At 70.9% G+C, this 21,487-nt stretch carries 22 protein-coding genes; 13 read left to right on the forward strand and 9 right to left on the reverse strand.

The features are described 5' to 3' along the window. Positions 1-4: 4 nt before the first annotated feature. A complete protein-coding gene (locus tag AB4Z01_RS03620; RefSeq protein ID WP_441690665.1) occupies positions 5-325 on the forward strand; it encodes a DUF6916 family protein in 321 nt (106 codons plus the stop codon). Here the strand turns inward: AB4Z01_RS03620 and AB4Z01_RS03625 are convergent. Both AB4Z01_RS03625 and AB4Z01_RS03630 read right to left on the reverse strand, forming a co-directional pair. Continuing rightward, positions 318-821: a hypothetical protein gene (locus AB4Z01_RS03625; RefSeq protein ID WP_441690667.1), complete on the reverse strand. Its 504-nt coding sequence runs from the start codon at positions 819-821 to the stop codon at positions 318-320. The two genes, AB4Z01_RS03620 and AB4Z01_RS03625, sit on opposite strands and share 8 nt — an antisense overlap. Further along, a complete protein-coding gene (locus AB4Z01_RS03630; protein ID WP_441690669.1) occupies positions 818-1,624 on the reverse strand; it encodes a 6-phosphogluconolactonase in 807 nt (268 codons plus the stop codon). The genes AB4Z01_RS03625 and AB4Z01_RS03630 overlap by 4 nt, the downstream gene beginning before the upstream one ends. Positions 1,625-1,795: 171 nt before the next feature. Here AB4Z01_RS03630 and AB4Z01_RS03635 point away from each other — a divergent pair, with 171 nt between their 5' ends. Further along, on the forward strand, positions 1,796-2,848 hold the full coding sequence (locus tag AB4Z01_RS03635; protein ID WP_441690670.1) for an aldo/keto reductase: 1,053 nt from the start codon (positions 1,796-1,798) through the stop codon (positions 2,846-2,848). Between the two features lie 21 nt (positions 2,849-2,869). Here AB4Z01_RS03635 and AB4Z01_RS03640 read toward each other — a convergent pair whose 3' ends face one another. Continuing rightward, complete coding sequence (locus AB4Z01_RS03640; RefSeq protein WP_441690672.1) at positions 2,870-4,069, reverse strand: MFS transporter; 1,200 nt, start codon at positions 4,067-4,069, stop codon at positions 2,870-2,872. Positions 4,070-4,164: 95 nt separating this feature from the next. Between AB4Z01_RS03640 and AB4Z01_RS03645 the strand changes: the two genes are divergently transcribed. Both AB4Z01_RS03645 and AB4Z01_RS03650 read left to right on the forward strand, forming a co-directional pair. Continuing rightward, positions 4,165-4,767, forward strand: a complete 603-nt coding sequence (locus tag AB4Z01_RS03645) for a TetR/AcrR family transcriptional regulator (protein ID WP_441690674.1) — start codon at positions 4,165-4,167, stop codon at positions 4,765-4,767. 66 nt (positions 4,768-4,833) lie between these two features. Further along, on the forward strand, positions 4,834-5,265 hold the full coding sequence (locus AB4Z01_RS03650) for a GFA family protein (RefSeq protein ID WP_441690675.1): 432 nt from the start codon (positions 4,834-4,836) through the stop codon (positions 5,263-5,265). Positions 5,266-5,268: 3 nt separating this feature from the next. Here the strand turns inward: AB4Z01_RS03650 and AB4Z01_RS03655 are convergent, their stop codons facing one another. Further along, a complete protein-coding gene (locus AB4Z01_RS03655; protein WP_441690677.1) occupies positions 5,269-5,622 on the reverse strand; it encodes a DUF1428 domain-containing protein in 354 nt (117 codons plus the stop codon). Positions 5,623-5,974: 352 nt separating this feature from the next. Between AB4Z01_RS03655 and AB4Z01_RS03660 the strand changes: the two genes are divergently transcribed. Then, positions 5,975-7,237: a VTT domain-containing protein gene (locus AB4Z01_RS03660; RefSeq protein WP_441690679.1), complete on the forward strand. Its 1,263-nt coding sequence runs from the start codon at positions 5,975-5,977 to the stop codon at positions 7,235-7,237. On the opposite strand, the gene AB4Z01_RS03665 is transcribed toward AB4Z01_RS03660, so the two are convergent. After that, entirely contained in the window at positions 7,206-7,844 is a 639-nt protein-coding gene (locus AB4Z01_RS03665) for a TetR/AcrR family transcriptional regulator (RefSeq protein ID WP_441690681.1), read from the reverse strand. The genes AB4Z01_RS03660 and AB4Z01_RS03665 overlap by 32 nt on opposite strands. 101 nt (positions 7,845-7,945) lie before the next feature. On the opposite strand from AB4Z01_RS03665, the gene AB4Z01_RS03670 reads away from it, so the two are divergent. Further along, positions 7,946-9,478, forward strand: coding sequence for an MFS transporter (locus AB4Z01_RS03670; RefSeq protein ID WP_441690683.1), 1,533 nt, complete (start codon positions 7,946-7,948; stop codon positions 9,476-9,478). Between the two features lie 164 nt (positions 9,479-9,642). Here the strand turns inward: AB4Z01_RS03670 and AB4Z01_RS03675 are convergent, their stop codons facing one another. Then, positions 9,643-10,197 carry a hypothetical protein gene (locus tag AB4Z01_RS03675; protein WP_429231344.1) on the reverse strand — a complete coding sequence of 185 codons (555 nt, stop codon included), beginning with the start codon at positions 10,195-10,197 and terminating at the stop codon, positions 9,643-9,645. A gap of 303 nt (positions 10,198-10,500) precedes the next feature. On the opposite strand from AB4Z01_RS03675, the gene AB4Z01_RS03680 reads away from it, so the two are divergent. Genes AB4Z01_RS03680 through AB4Z01_RS03700 form a run of 5 tightly spaced genes read left to right on the forward strand, consistent with a single transcriptional unit; the run spans position 10,501 to position 14,160 of the window. Further along, complete coding sequence (locus AB4Z01_RS03680) at positions 10,501-11,217, forward strand: GntR family transcriptional regulator (RefSeq protein ID WP_441690685.1); 717 nt, start codon at positions 10,501-10,503, stop codon at positions 11,215-11,217. A 44-nt stretch (positions 11,218-11,261) separates the two neighbouring features. Beyond that, on the forward strand, positions 11,262-11,945 hold the full coding sequence (locus AB4Z01_RS03685) for an amino acid ABC transporter permease (RefSeq protein WP_441690687.1): 684 nt from the start codon (positions 11,262-11,264) through the stop codon (positions 11,943-11,945). A gap of 10 nt (positions 11,946-11,955) precedes the next feature. Beyond that, a complete protein-coding gene (locus AB4Z01_RS03690) occupies positions 11,956-12,618 on the forward strand; it encodes an amino acid ABC transporter permease (protein ID WP_441690689.1) in 663 nt (220 codons plus the stop codon). Then, positions 12,593-13,321, forward strand: coding sequence for an amino acid ABC transporter ATP-binding protein (locus AB4Z01_RS03695; RefSeq protein WP_441690691.1), 729 nt, complete (start codon positions 12,593-12,595; stop codon positions 13,319-13,321). Before AB4Z01_RS03690 ends, AB4Z01_RS03695 begins: the two co-directional genes overlap by 26 nt. Positions 13,322-13,368: 47 nt before the next feature. After that, the gene (locus AB4Z01_RS03700; protein WP_441690693.1) at positions 13,369-14,160 is read left to right on the forward strand and encodes a transporter substrate-binding domain-containing protein; all 792 of its coding nucleotides are present in this window, start codon (positions 13,369-13,371) and stop codon (positions 14,158-14,160) included. Positions 14,161-14,185: 25 nt separating this feature from the next. On the opposite strand, the gene AB4Z01_RS03705 is transcribed toward AB4Z01_RS03700, so the two are convergent. After that, positions 14,186-15,067, reverse strand: a complete 882-nt coding sequence (locus AB4Z01_RS03705) for a YihY/virulence factor BrkB family protein (RefSeq protein WP_441690695.1) — start codon at positions 15,065-15,067, stop codon at positions 14,186-14,188. A gap of 132 nt (positions 15,068-15,199) precedes the next feature. Between AB4Z01_RS03705 and AB4Z01_RS03710 the strand changes: the two genes are divergently transcribed. Both AB4Z01_RS03710 and AB4Z01_RS03715 read left to right on the forward strand, forming a co-directional pair. After that, on the forward strand, positions 15,200-17,527 hold the full coding sequence (locus AB4Z01_RS03710; protein ID WP_441690697.1) for a molybdopterin guanine dinucleotide-containing S/N-oxide reductase: 2,328 nt from the start codon (positions 15,200-15,202) through the stop codon (positions 17,525-17,527). 187 nt (positions 17,528-17,714) lie between these two features. After that, a complete protein-coding gene (locus tag AB4Z01_RS03715) occupies positions 17,715-19,100 on the forward strand; it encodes a M20 family metallopeptidase (protein ID WP_441690699.1) in 1,386 nt (461 codons plus the stop codon). A gap of 1 nt (position 19,101) precedes the next feature. On the opposite strand, the gene AB4Z01_RS03720 is transcribed toward AB4Z01_RS03715, so the two are convergent. After that, positions 19,102-19,968, reverse strand: coding sequence for an HAD family hydrolase (locus AB4Z01_RS03720; RefSeq protein ID WP_441690701.1), 867 nt, complete (start codon positions 19,966-19,968; stop codon positions 19,102-19,104). Beyond that, entirely contained in the window at positions 19,950-21,485 is a 1,536-nt protein-coding gene (gene zwf, locus AB4Z01_RS03725) for a glucose-6-phosphate dehydrogenase (RefSeq protein WP_441690703.1), read from the reverse strand. The genes AB4Z01_RS03720 and zwf overlap by 19 nt, the downstream gene beginning before the upstream one ends. Positions 21,486-21,487 lie beyond the last annotated feature (2 nt).

The following is a 21,487-nucleotide window of genomic DNA, read 5'->3' on the forward strand; positions in this document are numbered from 1 at the left end:
CGCGATGCTCGCCGAGCTCAGCTTCGACGACTTCAAGGACCACCGTGGCCAGACCTTCGTGGTCGAGGGGCCGGGCGGGCGGGTGGAGGCGACGCTGGTCGCCGTCCGCCTCTCGCCCTACGAGTCGCCGGGCCTGTTGCGGCGCCACCCCTTCGCGATCCTGTTCACGGCGCCGCCATCGCCCGATCTCGGCGCACAGGTCTACAACATCCGGCACCCGTCTAAGGGGCTGATGGAGGGCGTCCTCATCAGCCCGGTGGTGCCGGCGGCGATGGACGCGCCGAAGGCGCAAGAGCTCCGCTTCTACGAGGCGGTGTTCAACTGAGCAGGGCGCGGTCGATCGCGGCCAGGATCCGGTCCCGCAACGCATCGAGCCCTCGGGCCAGATCGCGATGCTCCCGGACCAGCGCCGCGATCGACCGCCTTTCTTCCGAGATCAGGCCGGAGCCAGACCTGACCGCATCGGCCAGCCGGGTCTCGGCCGCATAGCGGCGGTGGTCCAGCGTGCCCAGCGCCGTGTCCAGTCGCATCCATTCCGCCAGCAACTCGGCCGCCGCATCCGCGCCGCGCGCGTGCAGCGTCTCGATCGCCCGCCGCAGCGGCAGCCGGGCGCCGGTGTGGCTGCAGGCCAGCTGGGTGTCGCGCCGCCCGGCCGGGCACAGCGCCGGGCGGGCATAGCCATCGGGCTCGACCGCATGGGCCAGCGGCTGCCCGACTGTGTCGCGCGGCACCGCCTCATGCGCCATGCCGCAGACAACGGCATGCGAGGCCGCGATCCGGTCGCGCAGCCGGCCGAGCTCGTCGGTGGTATCGGCGATCACGATGCTTCCTGCGCAGCAGCGGCGTCGAGATGGATCTCCGGGTGCCGGCAGCGATGCAGGATGGTGGCCGGCCAGTCGGGCTCGAAGTCGCGGCTCTCCAGCAGCCGCCGCACCGCCTGACGCTTGTGCACGCCATGCAGGATCATCAGCGCCGCCCGCGACAGCCCGGCGATGGTGCCGAGGCCGATGGACACGCCCCGGCGCGGCACCTCGGCGATGGCGGCGAAGCCCGGGAAGGTCGCCATGTTGTCGCGCCGCGTCTCCTCCGCCAGGGCGACGATGGCGGTGCCGCCCTCGGCCGGGCTGCCCGGCGGGTTGAAGGCGACATGGCCGTCGCTGGCGCCGCTGGCCAGCAGGAACAGGTCGATGCCGCCGGCGTCGCGGATCCGCCGGTCATAGGCCTCGGGCTCGGCCGCGGCCGGGCACCACACGCTCGTCGCCGGCACCTGCCGCCGCGCCGGCAGCTTCGCGTTCAGCACGGCCCGGATCTCCTGCTCGGCGAAGCGGCGGCAGCTGTAATGCGCCCGCGGATCGCACAGCATAGGCCCGTGCGGCCCCTCGACCAGGTACTCGTCCATCATCACCAGCACCAGGCGCGACAGGTCGAACCGGGTCATCCCCGCCAGGGCGCCGAGCGCGGCATAGACCGGCGCGGCCGACCGCCCGGCCGGGCAGCCCAGCAGATAGGGCCGGCTCTCCTCCGCCGCGCGCTCGATCCCGCCCAGGATGCGCTGGGCGACGGCACGGCCCAGCGCGTCCGGCGTCGGATGGACGGTGACCGGGATGGCGATGGTGGATCGCATGGGCGGGTCCTGGCGGCCGACCGGAACCGAAGAGTGTGCCGAGCCCGGCCCCGCGGCGCAATCGCAGCCGTCCATTCAGCACTGCTGACGCTGAAAGCGATCTGATCTTTCCGTTGGCACGCTGAAATCCGCAGGTCTAGGACTGGCCGACCCGACACAGTGAGGCGCGTCATGGAATACCGTCTGCTCGGCCGCTCCGGCCTCAAGGTCTCCACCATCACCCTCGGCACCATGACCATGGGCGGGAAGGGCAATTTTGCCAAGGTCGGCAATGCCGGCGTCGACGAGGCGCGGCGGCAGGTCGATCTGTGCCTCGACGCCGGCGTCAACCTGATCGACACCGCCGATGTCTATTCGGCCGGCGGGTCGGAGGAGATCATCGGCGAGGTGCTTGGCGGCAAGCGCAAGGCGGGCGTGCTGATCGCCACCAAGGCGCGCTTTCCGATGGGCGACGGCCCGAACGACCGCGGCCTGTCGCGCCACCACCTGATCGAGGCCTGCGAGGCCAGCCTGAAGCGCCTGCGCACCGACGTCATCGACCTCTACCAGGTCCATCAATGGGACGGGCAGACCCCGCTGGAGGAGACGATCGACGCGCTCGACAGCCTCGTGCGCCAGGGCAAGGTCCGTTACATCGGCGCCTCGAACTATTCCGGCTGGCACCTGATGAAGGCGCTCGGGGTCAGCGACCGCACCCATCGCCAGCGCTTCGTCAGCCAGCAGATCCACTACACGCTGGAGGCGCGCGAGGCAGAGTACGAGCTGGTGCCGGTGTCGATCGACCAGGGGCTCGGCATCCTGGTCTGGAGCCCGCTGGCCGGCGGCCTGCTGTCCGGCAAGCACCGGCGCGGCGTGACGCCGGAGGGCACCCGCCAGCTCGCCGGCTGGGGCGAGCCGCCGATCCGCGACGAGGACCGGCTGTGGGCCATCGTCGACACGCTGGTCGGCATCGCCGAGGCGCGCGGCGTGTCCGGCGCCCAGGTGGCGCTGGCCTGGCTGCTGGGCCGGCCGGCGGTCACCTCGGTGATCATCGGCGGCCGCACCGAGGCGCAGCTGAAGGACAATCTCGGCGCCGCCGATCTGGTGCTGACGGCGGAGGAGCGGGCGAAGCTGGACAAGGTCAGTGCGCCGCCGGTGCTGTACCCCTATTGGCACCAGCTGCGCACCGCCAAGGACCGGCTCGGCCCCGCCGACCTGTCGCTGCTGGGGCCGCATCTGCCCTGAGGCGAGAGCCCGGCGGCGTCGTCAGGCCGCCGCCGGCACCGGCGCCCGCACCAGCAGCCGGTGCTGGCCCAAGAGAGCGATGGCCAGTGCCAGTGCACCCGAGGCCACCGACACCCAGAAGCCATTCTGGGCGCCGAAAGTGTCGATCACCCAGCCCGAGACCGAGGACCCGAAGGCCACGCCGATGCCGATGCCGGTCATCGCCCAGGTGATGCCCTCGGTCAGCTGCGACGGCGGCACCAGCCGCTCGATCAGCCCCATCGAGATGATGATGGTGGGGGACACGGCAGCACCGGCCAGGAACAGGACCACGGCCAGGGTCGGGATGCTGCCGACGACCAGCAGCGGCAGCGTTGTCAGCATCGCCAGGCCGATGGCCAGCACGAACTGCCCGGACAGCGGCATCCGCGGCTTGAGGGTGCCGAAGACCAGGCCGGCGATCAGCGACCCGGCGGCATAGGCGGCCAGGACCAGACTGGCCGCGGCCTTCTGGCCCTGAGCCTCGGCGAAGGCGATGGCGGTGACCTCGGCGGTGCCGAAGATCGCGCCGATCGCCACCAGGGTCAGCACGATGACGCGCAGCGACCCCAGGCGGATGACGGCGGCGCCCCGGCCGGCCTCGGCCGCGTGCACCGGCGGCTCGGTCGACCGCTGCGCCGCGAACAGCAGCGTGCCGGCGGCCAGCAGCAGGGTGGCCGCCAGCGGCCCCGCCTCCGGGAAGACGGCGACGCTGAGGCCGATCGCCAGGATCGGCCCGGTCATGTAGATCACCTCGTCGACCACGGATTCGAAGGCAAAGGCGGCATGCAGCTTCGGCGTGTCGCGGTACAACCGGGTCCAGCGCGCCCGCACCATCGCCGAAATGCTCGGCATCGCCCCGGCCAGCACGGCGGATAGGAACAGGGTCCAGTCCGGCGCGCCGGTGCGGGTGGCCACCATCAATCCGGCCAGCGCGGCGACGGTGACGGCGGTGGCGGGCAGCAGCACGCGGGCCTGGCCGTAGCGGTCGACCAGCCGCGAGACCTGCGGCGCGATCAAGGCATTGGCCAGGGCGAAGGTGGCGGACACGCCGCCGGCTAGCCAGTATTCGCCTCGGGTCTGCGACAGCATGGTGACGATGCCGAGCGTGACCATCGCCAGCGGCAGCCGGGCGATGAAGCCGGCGGCCGAGAAGGCCTTGGCGCCGGGGGCGCGGAAGATCGCGGCATAGGGATTGGTCATGGCGGCCTCCCTTGCATACGTGCCGTATGTCAATCAGATAATTGCCGATGCGCTATCTGTCAACTAGCATACGTAGCGTATGTGAGAGGAAAGGCATGGCCCACCGACCGCGCAGCGAGATGATCGCCGAGACCCGCGCCAAGCTGCTGGCGGCGGCCCGGCATGCCTTCGGCACCAAGGGCTATGCCGAGGCGTCGATGGACGACTTCACCGCCGAGGCCGGGCTGACCCGCGGCGCCCTTTATCACCATTTCGGCGACAAGAAGGGCCTGCTGCGGGCGGTGATCGCCGAGATCGACGCCGAGATGAACGTCCGGCTGCGCGAGGTCTCCGGCCGCGCCGGCACGCCCTGGCAGGCCTTCGCGGACGAATGCATCGCTTATCTCGAGATGGCGCTGGAGCCGGAGATCCGGCGCATCGTCCTGCGCGACGGGCCGTCGGTGCTCGGCGATCCCTCGACCTGGGGCAGCCAGTCCGAATGCATCGCCTTGATGGCCGGCAGCCTGCGCCGGCTGGCGGATGACGGCGTCATCGTTCCGGTCGATCCGGAGACCACGGCGCGGCTGCTCAACGGCGCGATGCTGCACGCCGCGCAATGGATCGCCAACGCCCCCGACCCGGAGGCCGCGGCGCGGCATTCGATCAAGGCTTTCGGCGCCCTGCTGTCCGGCCTGCTGCAAGACCGAGGCTCCCGCTAGGGCCTCGCGGAGACGAAGCCCCCGATCCGGTGTTGTCCCCGAAGCAACCAGCGGAGGAGGAGTCGGATGAGCGATTATCCCGTGCTGCGGCCGGAGCCGCGGATCGATGCCGACGGCACGCGCCTGCGCCAGGGCGGCTGCAGCTGCGGCGCCGTGCGCTTCACCCTGCGGGGAGAGCCGCTGAAGGTCGGCATCTGCCACTGCACCGAATGCCGCAAGGCCACCGGGGTGGTGGCGATGGACTATGCCGACTGGCCGCAAGAGGCCTTCGCCGTGACGGGCGAGTTCCGAACCTATCGCGGCCGCAGCTTCTGCCCGGTCTGCGGCTCGCGCCTGTTCCATCCATCCGAGGGCAAGGACACGGTCGAGATCCTGCTCGGCGCCCTGGATGACGCGCCGGGCGACCTGCGTCCGACCCGCGAGGGCTGGATCATCCGCCGCGAACCCTGGCTGGCGCCGGTCGCCGGCGCCGGCCAGTTCGACCGCGACCCGGCCTGACCGCTACAGCTCGACGAATACCTCGAACCCGCCATAGATCATGCGCTTGCCGTCGAAGGGCATGCCCGCCGGGGGCATCGTGAGGCGCGGGTCGGCCATCACCTTCTTCACAATCTCGTCGCGAGCGGCGCGGGACTCGTAGACGATCCAGGCGAAGATCACCACCTCGTCCTCCTTCGCCTGCACAGCGCGTGGGAAGGAGGTCAGTTCGCCGTAGGGCACGTCGTCGCCGGTGCATTCGACATAGGCCAGCGCGCCGTGCTCCTTCCACACCGTGCCGCCCAGCCGTGCCATCGCCTTGTACTCCTCCAGCCTGGCCTTCGGCACCGCCAGCACGAATCCGTCTGCATAGGACATCCCGCGTCTCCTCTGTTGGCTGCGATCGACCATAGGACGAGCGGGCCGACGCCAGGCCGACAGGGACGGGATATTTATCCGGCCCCAGGCCGCACATGGCGGAACCGGCCTTTTCCGCGTCTCGATACACGCCATCGTTTCCGGCCACGGATTGTCGTGCACGAACTGGAACTCCCGCGCCGGCTTCGGATCGCTCCATCAGCGACCGCCTTGTTTGCCGCGACGCAACGCCGCTGCCGCAACCTGCCGCCGAGGCTCATATAAGCGGAGCGCACCGCTATCGCGTTCCCCTGACCTTCTCGATGTCATTATGATAACAGGGGAGTCGGCCTTGGACCCGCTGGGAGACCTCATGCCCTGGATCGCCGCCTGCAGCGTCGCCGGACTGTTCGGCCTCATGCTGGTCGAGCGCCTGCTGCCGATCCTGCCCTCCTACGGCCTGCTGGTCGCGGTCGGGGTGGCAGTCGGCGAGGGCTACTGGTCGCTGCCGCTGGCCCTGGCGATGACCGTGATCGGCGGCATCGCCGGCTGCGCCCTGTTCTACGGGCTGGGCTGGGGCCTGGGCGAGGCGCGGGCCGGGGCGCTGCTGCGCCGCACCGCTGGCTTCTTCGGCATGGGGCCGGCGCGGGTCGACCGCTGCATCGCCTGGCTGCGCGACCGCGGGGCGATCTTCGCGCTGCTGGCGCAGCTGGTCCCGACCGTGCGGCTGGTGGTGCCCGGCGTCGCCGGGCTGCTGCGGGCCCGCCCCGTGATGTTCTTCACTGCGACCGCCCTCGGGATCGGGTTGTGGAACGGGCTGTTCATCGGCACCGGCTATGCCGCCGCGTCGCTGATCGAACCGAACCCGAACGCATCCTCGATCGCGCTGATGGTGCTGGTCGCGCTGGTGTCTCTGGAGCTGATGGGCACGATGATGTGGCGTAGCTTTTCCCGCCGGCGGCAGGTTGCCGTCTCCTCCGCCGGCGCCCCGCCGGTCCTGATGTCGGGCGCCGCGATGTCGCCGCGGCCGGCGACCGGTCCCTCGCGCCGGCAGGATGCGGCCGATGACTTCGCCTTCTTCCGCGCCTGGCTGAAGGCGCCGCTGCGGGTGGCCGCGGTGGTGCCCTCAGGGCGGGCCCTGGCCGCCGCGATGACCGCCGAGATCGGGCCGGAGACCGGGCCGGTGATCGAGCTCGGGCCCGGCACCGGCGTCTTCACCCGGGCGCTGCTCGGCCGCGGCGTGCCGGAATCGCGGCTGGCGCTGGTCGAGGCCGGGCCGGATTTCGCGGCGCTGCTGCGCCAGCGCTTCCCGGCGGCGCAGGTGCTGTGCATGGACGCCGCCCGGCTGGGCGCCGCCGATCCGTTCGACGGCGAGAAAGTCGGCGCCGTGGTCAGCGGCCTGCCGGTGCTGTCGATGCCGGCCAAGACGGTGATCGGCATCCTCGACGGCGCCTTCCGGCATCTGCGGCCGGACGGGGCCTTCTACCAGTTCACCTACGGGCCGCGCTGCCCGATCCCCCGCGCCATCCTGGACCGGCTCGGCCTGAAGGCGGTGAAGACCGGCCGGGCGGTGGCGAATGTCCCGCCGGCCTCGGTGTACCGCATCACCCGCCGCTGGCCCCGCCCGCCGGCTTAGGGGCGGCCGCCACCATCGCATCCCACGCCGCCATGGCGTGGTCGATGATGGCGTGCATCTCGCGGCGGCCGGTGCCGTCGCGGGCCTTGATCGACAGGCCGGCCAGAACGGTCGAATAGAAGCCGGCCACCGGTCCCAGATCGACGCCCGACGGAAGCTCGCCGGCGGCCGCGCCTTGTTCCAGCCGGCGCAGGATCATGCCGCAGGATTCCTGGTGCAGGTCCAGCAGATGGGCGCGCACGCCCTCATGCTCCTGCGCCGTGTTGATGGCGCCGAGGATGACGAAGCAGCCATTCGGCAGGCTAGGGTCGGTGAAGGCGTCGGCATTGTCGCGCAGCATCGCCTCGATCGCACCGCGCGCCGTCCGCTCGCAGTCCAGCGCCCGGCGCGTGGCCGAGCCGTCGGTGGCGCGGTACAGCGCGACGGCCTCACGGAACAGTGCCTCCTTGCTGCCGAAGGCGGCGTACAGGCTGGGCGCTGCGATGCCCATCGCTGCGGTCAGATCGGCCATCGACACGCCCTCATAGCCGTGCCGCCAGAACAGCTCCATCGCCCGCCGCAGGGCCACGTGCCGGTCGAAACCGCGGGGTCGGCCGCGCTCCGCCATCTCCGTTCCTTTCTTTAACGATCCATAAATAATTCGCTTGACCTCGGAATGCAACTGCGCCAGCTATTTATTTATCGATCATTAAAAATATGGGACGTCCCATGACTGCACGCGCCATCCCCGACGACACCGCCAACGGCGCCTGGGTGCTGGGCGCCGTCTGCCTGGCCGGGCTGATGATGCCGCTCAGCTTCACCGGCCCGGCGGTGGCGCTGCCGGCAATCGGGCGCGAGCTCGGTGGCAGCCCGGTGGCCCTGGCCTGGGTGGTGAACGCCTTCGTGATCAGCTTCGGCAGCTTCGTCATGGCCGCCGGCGCCCTGGCCGACCAACTCGGCCGCAAGCGCATGTTCGGCATCGGCGTCGCCGGCTTCGCCCTGCTGTCGCTGGTGCTGGGCTTCGCCCCGACGGTGGTGGCGCTGGACCTGCTGCGCGGCACCCAGGGCATCGCCGCTTCGATTGCCATGGCCGGCGGCGCCGCCTCGCTGGCGCAGGAGTTCGAAGGCTCGGCCCGCACCCGCGCCTTCAGCCTGCTCGGCACCAGCTTCGGCATCGGCCTGGCCTTCGGCCCGATCCTGGCCGGCGTGCTGGTCGAAACGCTGGGCTGGCGCGCCATCTTCCTGACCGGTACCGCGATCGGTGTTCTGGTGCTGGTGTTCGGCTTGCCGCGGATGCGGGAATCGCGCGACCCCGGCGCCACCGGCGTCGACTGGCCGGGGCTGTTCAGCTTCACCGCCGCCCTCGGCCTTCTGACCTTCGGCATCATGCAGGGGCCGCAGGACGGCTGGGGCAGCCCAACGGTGCTGGGCCTGCTGCTCGGCGCCGCGGCGATGCTGGCCGCGTTCGTCGCGGTCGAGACCCGGGTGCAGCGGCCGATGCTGGACCTGTCGCTGTTCCGCTACCCGCGCTTTGTCGGGGCGCAGTTCCTGCCGATCGCGACGGCGGTCTGCTTCGTCGTACCGCTGGTGCTGCTGCCGGTGCGTTTCATCGGCGCCGAGGGGATGAGCGAGATCGAGGCCGGTGGCCTGATGATTGCGCTGTCGGTGCCGATGGCGGTGGTGCCGTTCCTGGCCGGGATGCTGGCCCGCCGGATCCCGGCGGCGGTGCTGTCGGCGGTCGGGCTGGTGATCGCCGCGCTCGGCCTCGGCTGGCTCGCCGCCGTCCCGGTCGGTGCCGGGGTCGCGACCCTGGCCCTGCCGATGCTGGTGGTCGGCATCGGCACCGGCCTGCCCTGGGGTCTGATGGACGACCTGTCGGTCAGCGTCGTGCCGCGCGAGCGCGCCGGCATGGCCACCGGCATCTTCTCGACCATGCGGGTGGCGGGGGAAGCGGTGGCGATCGCTGCCGCCGGCGCCCTGGTGGTGGCGCTCGGCCAGTCCGGCCTGCGCGGGTCCGCCGGCAACGAGGCCGGGGTGGCCGACGCGGTCAACGCCCTGGCCGGCGGTGACATGGGCCGGGCCGAGGCGCTGCTGCCCGGCCTTGGCCGTGCGGCGCTGGCCCAGGCCTATGGCGCCGCCTTCCAGGCGATGCTGGGCGTGCTGGTCGCCGCCACCCTGGCAGCGGCTCTGGTCGCCTACGCCCTGCTGCGGCGGCGGGAGGTGGTGCTCAAGCCGGCCGAGGCTTGCGAGGTTCGATAGCGGACTTTTTGCGTTGCCTCTCCCGCTTGGCGGGAGAGGTCGGGCTCGCGCAGCGAGACCGGGTGAGGGCGGGCACGGCCTCGACAAAGAACCCTCACCCGGAGCCGCTTTGCGTCTCCGACCTCTCCCGCAAGCGGGAGAGGTAAAGCGGTCGATTCGGCGGCTTACGACGCGTCCGGGATCAGCTTGGCACGCAGCGACCGGCGCGCCTCGTGGTCCAGCCGCTGCAGCGCCTCGCGGATCTGCTGGGTGATGGCGCCGGCCTCGGCATCGGGATTGCGGAAATAAGCCTGCGCCTCGGCGATCATGATCGGCAGCGCGGCGGCGGCGGCCTTGGCGGCAGCGGCCGGCGAGGACGCCTTCGCCGCCATGCCGCGGATGCTGGTGGCCAGCTCGGCGGCCGAATTCTTCCAGCCGGCAGGGCCGGTGTCGGACAGATCGGTCGCCGCCTCTTCGACGATCTGGTCGATCAGCACACCGGAATCGCGCGCCCCGGACCAGGAGGCGGCAAGGCGCCCATCTCGGTCGCGCACCTCGGTCCAGCGGAAGGTCTGGCGTTCCTCGTCGGTCAGGATGCGTTCGACCCGCGCGAACATGCCGGTCACCGGCCGGGTCCAGCCCGCCGGCAGCGCCGCCAGCTGTTCCCGCACCCTGGCATCCACGCGTGCGCCGCAACTCTTCAGCATCTGCTTCAGCCGCTGGGGGGCCCGCTGCTTCATCGCCATCTCTCCTCGCTCTCCCTCTCTGCACGCCCCGCCGCATTGCTCCCATGGTTTCGGGACGCCACGACCTTCGGTGTTTTAATCAAATGGGCTTCGCCCAGCAGAATCAAGTCACAGCATGTCGCTGATGGCGAGTCATTCCTTCGGTCAAAACGGAGACCCGCGGAAACCTTGGAGCGGGCGGAACGCACTGCCATGTTTGCCCAACTGATATTTTAGTATACGTTGCATATCAGAAGCATGGGGAGGGCGCGGATGCGTGGTGCGGCGGCGGAGGACGGACCGGCAGGACGGCGGCGGATGCCGCGCTCGCCGCGGCTCGACGCGCTGTCGCAGGGGCAGCCGACCACCGCCTCGGCCCTGATTCGGCGGGCGCTGCGCGGCGACATCGTCGCCCTGCGCCTGAAGCCCGGCGCGCCGCTGATCGAGAAGGAGATCGCCGAGCGTTACGGCGTCAGCCGCACCCCGGTGCGCGAGGCCGTGCTGCGCCTGGCCGATGAGGGGCTGGTCGACATCTTCCCGCAGTCGGGCACCTTCGTGTCGCGCATCCCGGTGCACGCTTTGCCCGAGGCGATCATCATCCGCAAATCGCTGGAGGAGACGACGGCGCGGATGGCGGCCGAGCGGGCCAGGGCCAGCCAGGTCGCGGCCCTGCGCGCGGTGATGGAGCGGCTGCGCGAGATGGAGGCGGCGGGCGACCGCGAGGGCTTCCACCAGGCCGACGAGGCGTTCCATGCCGGCATCGCCGACGCCGCCGGCCATCCCGGCATCTGGTCGCTGGTGCAGCAGGTCAAGCTGCAGGTCGACCGGTACCGCCGCCTGACCCTGCCCGAGGAAGGGCGGCTGGCGCGCATCATCGCCGAGCACGGCACCGTCCTCGACGGCATCGAGGCGCATGACCCGGACCGCGCCGCGGCGGCGATGGGGGCGCATCTCGGGGCGCTGCTGGCCGATATCGGCGGCATAAAGAACCACAATCCGGACTATTTCGTCGACGCGCCGCCGCCCGGCTACTGAGCGGCGTCAGGACAAGCGAGAGCAGGGGAGGGGGCGTAGGCCCGATGCGGTACCAGTTCGATTTCGACAGCCTGCGCGACTACTGGCCGGCCTTCCTGCACGGCGCGCTGATGACGTTGCAGATGACGGCGGTGGCGACCGTGTTGGGCCTCGCCATCGGCGTGGTCCTGGCGATCGGCCGGCGTGGCCGGTCGCGTTGGATCGCCGGGCTGTGCGGCGCCTATGTCGAGATCGTCCGCAACACCCCGTACCTGATCCAGATCTTCTTCCTGTTCTTCGGCCTGTCCAGCATTGGCCTCAGGCTGCCGATCTTCGCCGCCGCGGTGCTGACCATGGTGATCAATGTCGGCGCCTATACGGCCGAGATCGTGCGCGCCGGCATGGACACGGTGCCGCCCGGCCAGGTCGAGGCGGCCCAGGCGCTGGGCCTGTCGACGCCGCAGATCTACTGGGACGTGATCCTGCGCCCGGCACTGGAGCGGGTGTATCCGGCGCTGACCAGCCAGTTCGTGCTGATGATGCTGTCCTCCTCCGTCACCTCGCAGATCTCGGCGGAGGAGCTGACGGCGATCGCCAACAACATCCAGTCCGACACCTTCCGGCCGTTCGAGACCTACATCGTCGTGGCGCTGCTGTACCTGGCCATGGCGCTGCTGCTGAAGCTCGGCTTCCACCTGTTCGGCCAGGCGATCTTCCCGCGCCGGCGCCGGCTCGGCACCCCGCTCTGAGGAGGCCGGCATGGGCGGCACCTTCACCGTCAATCACCTGGTCTATCTGCTGCAGGGCACGGCCTGGACCGTGGTGCTGTCGCTGCTGGCCTTCGCCCTCGGCAGCGTCGCCGGCTTCGGAATCATGCTGCTGCGGATTTCCCGCGGCCGGTTCCTGCGCCGCGCCGCCTTCGTCTACGTCCAGATCGTCCAGGGCACGCCGCTGCTGATCCTGCTGTTCCTGGTCTATTTCGGCCTCGGCATCATCGGCATCGAGGTGCCGCCGCTGCTCGCCGCCGGCGTGTCGCTGATGATCTATTGCAGCGCCTTCCTCGGCGAGATCTGGCGCGGCTGCGTCGAGGCGGTGCCGAAGACCCAGAGCGAGGCGGCCGAATGCCTGGCGCTGAACCGCTGGCAGGTGCTGACCGACGTCATCCTGCCCCAGGCGGCGCGCATCGCCACGGCGCCGACCGTGGGCTTCCTGGTGCAGGTGCTGAAGAGCACCTCGCTGGCCTCCGTGGTCGGCTTCATCGAGCTGACCCGCGCCGCCCAGGTCATCAACAACTCCCTGTTCCAGCCATTCCTCGTCTTCGGCATCGCCGGGCTGATCTACTTCGCCCTCTGCTACCCGCTGTCGCGCTGGAGCCGTTCCCTCGAAAGGAAGCTGAATGTCGGCCGTCGTCACGCTGCGTGATGTGCACAAGCGCTTCGGCGAGCTCGAGGTGCTCAAGGGCGTGTCCTTCGAGGTCGAGAAGGGCGAGGTCGTCGCCGTGATCGGCCGCAGCGGCTCGGGCAAGAGCACGGCGCTGCGCTGCGTCAACCGGCTGGAGACGATCCAGTCGGGCCACATCGAGGTCTGCGGCCACAAGGTCGACGCGGCCGACCTGAACCTGCGCGCGCTGCGCCAGGACGTCGGCATGGTGTTCCAGAGCTACAACCTGTTCCCGCATCTGACGGTGGAGCAGAACATTACCCTGGCGCCGCGGCGTGTGCGCCGGATGCACGGCGCCGAGGTCCGCGACCTGGCGCGGGGCGCGCTCGACCGCGTCGGCCTGGCCGACAAGATCGACGCCTATCCCGAGCAGCTGTCGGGCGGCCAGCAGCAGCGTGTGGCGATCGCCCGGTCGCTGGCGATGAACCCGAAGGTGATGCTGTTCGACGAGGTCACCTCGGCGCTCGACCCGCATCTGACGGGCGAGGTGCTGAGGGTGATGGAGGGTCTGGCCCGCGGCGGCATGACCATGCTGGTGGTGACGCATGAGATGGCGTTCGCCCGCCGCGTCGCCGACCGGATCGTCTTCATGCATCTGGGCAAGGTCTGGGAGACGGGAGCCGGCGAGATGCTGGCGGCCCCGCAGACGCAGGAGCTCCGCGACTTCCTGTCCAACGGGCTGTGACACGGAACGGCAGCCGGTCCTGCCGCAATCAAGGGTGGAGGAACGTTATGAGGGTGACAGGTTTGCTGAAGCTCGCCGCCACGGCGGCGGTGCTGTGGGTCGCGGCCGCGCCGGTGGCGCAGGCGGAATCGCTGGACGACATCCAGTCGACGAAGAAGGTGCGCATCGCCGTGGCCATGGGCGTGCCGCTGTTCGCCTTCGTCGACGACAAGCTGCAGCCCACCGGCTCGGACGTCGAGACCGCGAAGATGATCGCCAAGGATCTGGGCGCCGAGCTCGAGCTGGTACAGATCACCAACGCCGCCCGGGTGCCGACGATCCAGACCGGGAAGGCCGACCTGCTGGTCGCCGACCTGGCGATCACCGAGGAGCGGAAGAAGGCGGTCGACTTCACCATCCCCTACGCCACGCTGAACATCGAGGTCGCGGCCCCGGCGGGCGTCGCGGTCAAGGATTATGCCGACCTGGCCGGCAAGCGCATCGGCGTGACCCGGGCCACGGTCAACGACACGCTGGTGACCAGGAACGCCAAGGAGGCGGAGATCGTCCGCTTCGAGGACGATGCGACGCTGATCACGGCCGCGGTCTCGGGCCAGGTCGACATCGTCTCGACCCAGAGCGCGGTGGTGGCGGAGATGAACAAGGGCCGGTCGGACAAGCTGGAGACCAAGTTCGTGCAGCAGGAGCTGAACCTCGGCATCGCCCTGCCGAAGGGCGAGCCGAAGCTGAAGGCCTGGCTGGACGACTGGATCAAGGCGCATTTCGCCGATGGCAGCCTGAACGCCACCTTCAAGAAATTCCACGACCGCGACCTGCCGGCGGATTTGATCACCCGCTGATGGAAGACGGGGCGGGGCCGCTGCCTCAGCGGTCCCGCCGCGGCCGGCGGTCCCGCTCGCGCTCGATCTCGGAGTTCAGCTCGGCGCCGATCAGGAAGATCACCGTCGACAGCCAGATCCAGGTCAGGAAGCCGATCACGGCGCCCAGCGAGCCGTAGGTCGCGCCGTAATTGGCGAAGCGGGCGACGTACCAGGAGAACAGCATCGACCCGCCGAGCCAGATGGTGGCGGCGATGATGCCGCCCCAGTTCAGCCAGTGTTCGCGCCGGCCGCCGGGGCCGTAGCGGTAGACCAGGGTCAGCGCCGCGATCGTCGCCAGGTACAGCGCCGGCCAGCGCAGCAGCCAGACCAGCGTGCCGGCGGCCGAGCCGAGGCCGACGAGGTTCAGCACGATCGGCACCGCCACCACGACGGTCAGGGCCAGCGCGGCGAAGACGATGGCGCAGACAGTGAACAGCAGCGACACCATGTTGAGGCGCACGAAGCCGCGCCGCTCCTCCTCGTCATAGGCCACGTTCAGGGCGTCGAACATCGCCTTGACCCCGGCATTGGCGCTCCACACCGAGATGGCGAGGCCGGCGAAGAAGGCCAGGCCCAGGCTCTTCGGCGGCTGGCTGGCGATGCGCTGCATCTGCCCGGCGATCAGCTCCAGGCTGCCGGCCGGCAGGATCAGGGCGAGGTCCTCGATGTTCTGCTGCACGGTCGAGACGTCGGCGACCAGCCCGTACAGCGAGACGAACACGCCGATCGCCGGGAACAGCGCCAGCAGGGTGTAGTAGGCGACGCCGGCGGCCAGCGCGAACACCCGGTCCTCGCCGATCTCGCCCCACACCCGCCACAGCACGATGCCGCTGCGGCGCGCCCTGCGCTTCCACCGGCGTTCCGTCGTCCTGGTCTCCGCCGTCATGCCGATTCGGCGCCTCCGTTCCACCCCGCCGACCATAAGTGTTGGCGGCCATGACGGAAATCCGGTTGACGCCGCGATTTCGGCTGCGACCATCTGGACCCGCCGCGCCCGCGACCGACCAGGAGACCTGCCGTGCCCCGTCTGAGCCCGTCCTCCAGCCATTACGGCGCCGTCATGGCCGTCGTCGAAGGCGACAAGATGGTCGGCATCCAGCCCTATGCCAGCGACATCGACCCGTCGCCGATCATCAACTCGCTGCCCGGCATGGTGCATGGCAACCTGCGCATCCCGCAGCCGATGATCCGGGCCGGCTGGCTGGCCGACCGGCACCGCAGCGACGGCAGCCGCCGCGGCGCCGACGCCTTCGTGCCGGTGTCGTGGGAGACGGCGCTGGAGCTGGTGGCGGGCGAGCTCGAGCGGGTGCGGACCGAGCACGGCGCCGAATCCATCTATGGCGGCAGCTACGGCTGGGGCAGCGCCGGCCGGCTGCACAACGCGCCGACCCTGCTGCGCCGCATGCTGGGCTTCACCGGCGGCTACACTGCCTCGGTCAACAACTACAGCTTCGGCGCCGCCCTGCCGCTGATGCCGCATATCATCGGCGACTTCAACCGCGTGCTGGTCGAGACCACCGACTGGCGCAGCATCGCCAGCGACGGCCGCCTGGTGGTGGCCTTCGGCGGCATGCCGCCGCGCAACAGCCAGATCGCCTCTGGCGGCACCGGCAGGCACCAGCAGCGCGACTGGAACCGCCGCAGCCGCGAGGCCGGGGTGCAGTTCGTCTATATCGGCCCGGTGCGCGACGACATGGCGGAAGAGGCCGGGGCCGAATGGCTGGCGCCGCGGCCGAACACCGACACCGCGATCATGCTGGGCCTGGCCCACACGCTGGTGGCCGAAGGGCTGTACGACCGCGGCTTCGTCGACCGCTGCACCACCGGCTTCGACCGCTTCCTGCCCTACCTCATGGGCCAGTCCGACGGCACCGCGAAGGACGCCGACTGGGCGGCCGCGATCTCCGGCCTGTCCGCCGACACCATCCGCGGCCTGGCGCGGCGCATGGCGTCGCAGCGCACGCTGATCAGCCTCAGCTGGTCGCTGCAGCGCTCCGACCATGGCGAGCAGCCCTATTGGATGGGCACGGTGCTGGCGGCGATGCTGGGCCAGATCGGACTGCCCGGCGGCGGCATCGGCTACGGCTACGGCGCCGAGGCCAATGTCGGCTCGGCCAGCGACGGCCGCAGCCGCGCCCGCATCATCCCGGGGCCGAACCCGACCGGCCGCTACATTCCGGTCGCCCGCATCTCCGACCTGCTGCTGCGGCCGGGCGAGACCGACGACTACAACGGCCACAAGATCACCTATCCGGACACCAAGCTGGTCTACTGGGCCGGCGGCAACCCGTTCCACCACCACCAGGACCTCAACCGCCTGCTGCGCGCCTGGGCGAAGCCGGAGACGGTGATCGTGCAGGAGCCGTGGTGGACCCCGGTGGCCCGCCGCGCCGACATCGTGCTGCCGGCCACCACCACCTTCGAGCGCAACGACATCGGCGGCGCCGCCCGCGACCCCTACATCCTGGCCATGCCGCAGGCGATCCCGCCGGTCGGCCAGGCGCGCAGCGACTTCGACATCCTGACCGAGCTGTCGGACCGGGCCGGCGCCGCCCAGGCCTTCACCGAGGGCCGCGACGAGATGGGCTGGGTCCAGTCCTTCTACGAGACCGACCGCCGCACCGCCGCCGAGGCGGGGATCGAACTGCCCGGCTTCCAGGAGTTCTGGGAGATCGGCCATGTCGAGCTGCCGCTGTCGGACAAGCCGAAGATCCTGCTGCAGGCCTTCCGCGCCGACCCGGTGGCCAACAAGCTGCCGACGCCGAGCGGCCGGATCGAGATCTTCTCCGACCGCATCGCCGGCTTCGGCTATGACGACTGCCCCGGCCACCCGACCTGGTTCGAGCCGGCGGAGTGGCTCGGCTCGCCGGAGACCGAGCGCTTCCCGCTGCACCTGATCTCGAACCAGCCGAAGACCCGGCTGCACAGCCAGCTCGACGCCGGCGTGACCAGCCGCAGCGAGAAGGTGGCGGACCGCGAGCCGGTGTGGATCCACCCGGCCGACGCCGCCGCCCGCGGCATCCAGGACGGCGACGTGGTGCGGCTGTTCAACGACCGCGGCGCCTGCCTGGCCGGGGCGCTGGTGACCGACCGGGTGATGCCGGGCGTGATCCAGCTTGCCACCGGCGCCTGGTACGACCCGGAGGTGCCGGGCCAGGTCGGGGCGATGTGCAAGCACGGCAACCCGAACGTCCTGACCCGCGACCAGGGCACCTCGCGGCTGGGGCAGGGGCCCAGCGCCCACACCTGCCTGGTCGAGATCGCCAGGCTCGAAGGCCCGGCCCCCCGCGTCACCGCCTTCGACCCGCCGGTGATCCTCGACCCACGGGCCGAGGCGGCGGAGTAGGGGCCTCCAGAGCCTGGTTTCGTGTTGCCTCTCCCGCCTGGCGGGAGAGGTCGGGCTCGCGCAGCGAGACCGGGTGAGGGCTGGCCCGGGCCTCGACAAAACTCCCCTCACCCGGAGCCGCTTCGCGTCTCCGACCTCTCCCGCAAGCGGGAGAGGCAACAGAATGGTTYGGACAGCGGAGGCAGGCATGACACGGGACGCGGCGATCGCCGGGGCGGCGCGCTATTTCGACGAGGGCGGCTTCAAGGCCGATCTCGACCGCCGCATCGGCATCCGCACCGAGAGCCAGGCGGCCGACCGCGGGCCGCTGCTGGACTACCTGCAGCGCGAGATCGGGCCCAGCCTGGCCCGGCTCGGCTTCGAGCTGCATCTCGTCCCCAACCCGGCGGCGCCCGACGCGCCGGCGCTGATCGCCCGGCGGCAGGAGGGCGACGGCCTGCCCGGCGTGCTGTGCTACGGCCATGGCGACGTGGTGTTGGGCGAGCCGGCGCGCTGGCGGGCCGGGCTGGACCCGTGGCGGATCACGGTCGAGGGCGACCGCTGGTACGGCCGCGGCACCGCCGACAACAAGGGCCAGCATTCGATCAACATCGCCGCTATCGAGCAGGTGCTGCAGGCGCGCGGCGGCCAGCTGGGCTTCAACATGGCCTTCCTGGTCGAGACCAGCGAGGAGATCGGCTCGCCCGGCCTGGACGAGATCTGCGCCGCGAACCGCGACCTGCTGGCCGCCGATGTGCTGATCGCCTCGGACGGTCCGCGGCTCGACGCCGCCCGGCCGATGATCGCGCTCGGCACCCGCGGCGTGATCAATTTCGACCTGCGCCTGACCCTGCGTGAGGGCAGCCACCATTCCGGCAATTGGGGCGGGCTGCTGCCCAACCCCGCCACCATCCTGGCCAATGCCGTCGCCGCGCTGGTCGACGCCCGCGGTGCCATCCGCGTGCCCGGGCTGCGGCCGCCGCCGGTGCCGGACTCGGTGCGCCGGGCCCTGGCCGATGTCGCCATCGCTCGCGACGCCGAGGGCGCATCTTTGGCCGAGGGCTGGGGCGAGCCGGGGCTTACCCCGGCCGAGCGGGTGTTCGGCTGGAACGCGCTGGAGGTGCTGGCCTTCACCGCCGGCAGGCCGGACGCGCCGCAGAACGCGATCCCGCCCTCGGCCCGGGTTCATTGCCAGCTGCGCTTCGTCGTCGGCACCGATGTCTCGGACCTGCCCGGCACGGTCGGTGCGCATCTCGAATCACAAGGCTTCCACGGCATCGAGGTCAGCGAATCCGGCACGCCGATGCTGGCGACGCGGCTCGACCCCGACGACCCCTGGGCACGCTGGGCCGCCGCCTCGATCGCCGCCACCACCGGCGCCGCGCCGATGGTGCTCCCGAATGTCGGCGGGTCGCTGTCGAACGAGGTCTTCGCCGGCACGCTGGGTCTGGCGACGGTCTGGGTGCCGCACTCCTATGGCGGCTGCCGCCAGCACGGGCCCGACGAGCACCTGCTGGCCCCGCTCGCCCGCGAAGGCCTGCAGATGATGACCGGACTGTTCTGGGACATGGGTGAGGCCGGCGCTCCCCGGTAGCCTATGCCTTCGGCGACCTCGGCAGCAGGAACCGGTCCACCGCTTGCGCGAAGCCCTCGGCGTCGTTGCCGGCGGTGACGAGATGCGCCAGCGCCTTGACCTCGTCGATGGCGTTGCCCATGGCGATCGACAGGCCGGCGGCCCTGAACATCGGCACGTCGTTGGCGGCGTCGCCGATCACCGCCACTGCGGCCGGGTCCACCCCCGCCGCCGCGGCGATGCGGCCGACCGCGTGGCCCTTGTCGGCCTCGGGGTGGTTGATGTCGAGGTAGTAGCGCTGCGACCGGGCGGCGATGGCGCTGCCGCCGAGCACGCCGCGCAGCTCGGCCTCGCAGCGCGCCAGCCCCTCGAAGTCACCGGAGGCGCCGACGATCTTGCCGGCGCGCGCCAGATAGGGGTCGAGATCGGCGACGATGGTCGGCTCGAACCCCACCGTGCGCCGCTCCAGCGGCACATACTCCCCGTCCGGATCGGTCGCGATCCACTGGTTATCGGCGAACACCCAGACATCGGCGCCGAAGCGGCGCAGCGTCTCCAGCGCGATCCGCGCCGCCGGCTCCGGCACCGTCAGCGCCGACACCACGCTCCCATCCGGCCGGAAGATGGTGCCGCCGTTGAAGCCGCCCAGCGGCAGGGCCAGGCCGAGCTGCCCGATCAGCCCCGACAGGCCGCGCGGTGGCCGGCTGGAGACGATCGAGAAGCCGATGCCGGCCTCGCCCAGCCGGCGCACCGCCGCCACCGATGCCGGCGTCACCACCTTGTCCGGGTCGGCCAGCGTGCCGTCGACATCGGAGATCAGCAGGGCGATGCGCCCGGCCAGGGCGGCGGGAGTGGGCGCGCCGCCCGGCGTCACGCCAGCGGCAGCCATGCGTACCCGTCCCGGGCCAGCAGCTCGTCGGCGCAGGCCGGGCCGTCGCTGCCGGCCGGGTACAGGTCCGGCGGATCCGTCAGCCCGGCCCAGAGGGTCTGGATCGGTTGCACCTCGAACCAGCCAGCCTCGATGTTGTCGGCGCGCTGGAACAGGGTCGGGTCGCCGGTCAGGCAGTCATAGATCAGCGTCTCGTAGCCGGTCTGCGGCTCGGCCTTGAAGTGCTCGGCGTAGCGGAAATCCATCTCGACCTGGCCCAGCCGCATCTCCCGCCCCGGCACCTTGGCGGCGAAGCGCAGCGAGATGCCCTCATCCGGCTGGATGCGGATCACCAGCAGGTTCGGCGTCGGCGTGCCGGCCGTGTCGCGGAACAGCACCGCCGGCGCCTTCTTGAACTGGATCGCGATCTCGGTCCGCCGCACCGCCAGCGACTTGCCGGTGCGCAGGTAGAACGGCACGCCGGACCAGCGCCAGTTGTCGATCGCCAGCTTCATCGCCACGAAGGTCTCGGTGCGGCTGTCCGGCGCCACGTCCGGCTCCTGCCGATAGGCGGCGCGGGGCTTGCCCAGCACCATGCCGGCATCGTACTGGCCGCGCACCACCACCTCGGCCGCCTCCTCGGGCGTCAGGTCGCGCACCGCCTCGACCACCTTGGCCTTCTCGGTGCGCACGGCATCGGCGTCGAAGGAGTTTGGCGCCTCCATCGCGGTCATGGCCAAGAGCTGGAACAGGTGGTTCGGCACCATGTCGCGCAGCGCCCCGGTGGCGTCGTAGAAGCGGCCGCGCCGTTCCACCCCCACCGTCTCGGCCGCGGTGATCTGCACGCACTCGATATGGTCCCGGTTCCAGATCGGCTCGAAGATGCCGTTGCCGAACCGGAAGGCCATGATGTTCTGGACCGTCTCCTTCCCGAGATAATGGTCGATCCGGTAGATCTGCTTCTCGGTGGCGACCGCCAGCAGCTTGGCGTTGAGGTCGCGGGCGGAGGCCAGGTCGGTGCCGAACGGCTTCTCCACCACCACGCGGCGGAAGCCGGTGTCGCTCTCCTCCAGCAGGCCGGCGGCCGACAGTGCGGAGGCGATCGGGGCGAAGAAGCGCGGCGCCACCGCCAGGTAGAACACGGCGTTGGACCGGCCGGTCGCCCGCTCCCGCTGGGCCAGATGCGCCGCCAGCCCCTCATAGGTCGACGGGTCGGCGAAGTCTCCGGTCAGGTAGTGGATATTGGCGGCCAGGCGGGCCCAGGCGGCCTCGTCGATGCCGTTCTGCGCGTCGGTGCCCAGCGTGTGCAGGGCCTCGCCCAGCGTCTTGCGGAAGCCCTCGTCATTGGTCTCGACCCGGTCGACGCCAAGGATCTCGAAGCCGGTATCCAGCAGGCCCTCGCGCTCCAGATGGTACAAGGCGGGGGTCAGCAGGCGCCCGGTGAGATCCCCCGAGGCGCCGAAGATGACGAAGCTGCAGGGGCGCGCGGCCGGGGTGCCAGCCGGCTTCGCGGGGGAGGGGGAGATCAGCGCGGCCATGG

This window comes from Inquilinus sp. YAF38, from assembly GCF_052113205.1.
Classification (GTDB): Bacteria; Pseudomonadota; Alphaproteobacteria; order DSM-16000; family Inquilinaceae; genus Inquilinus.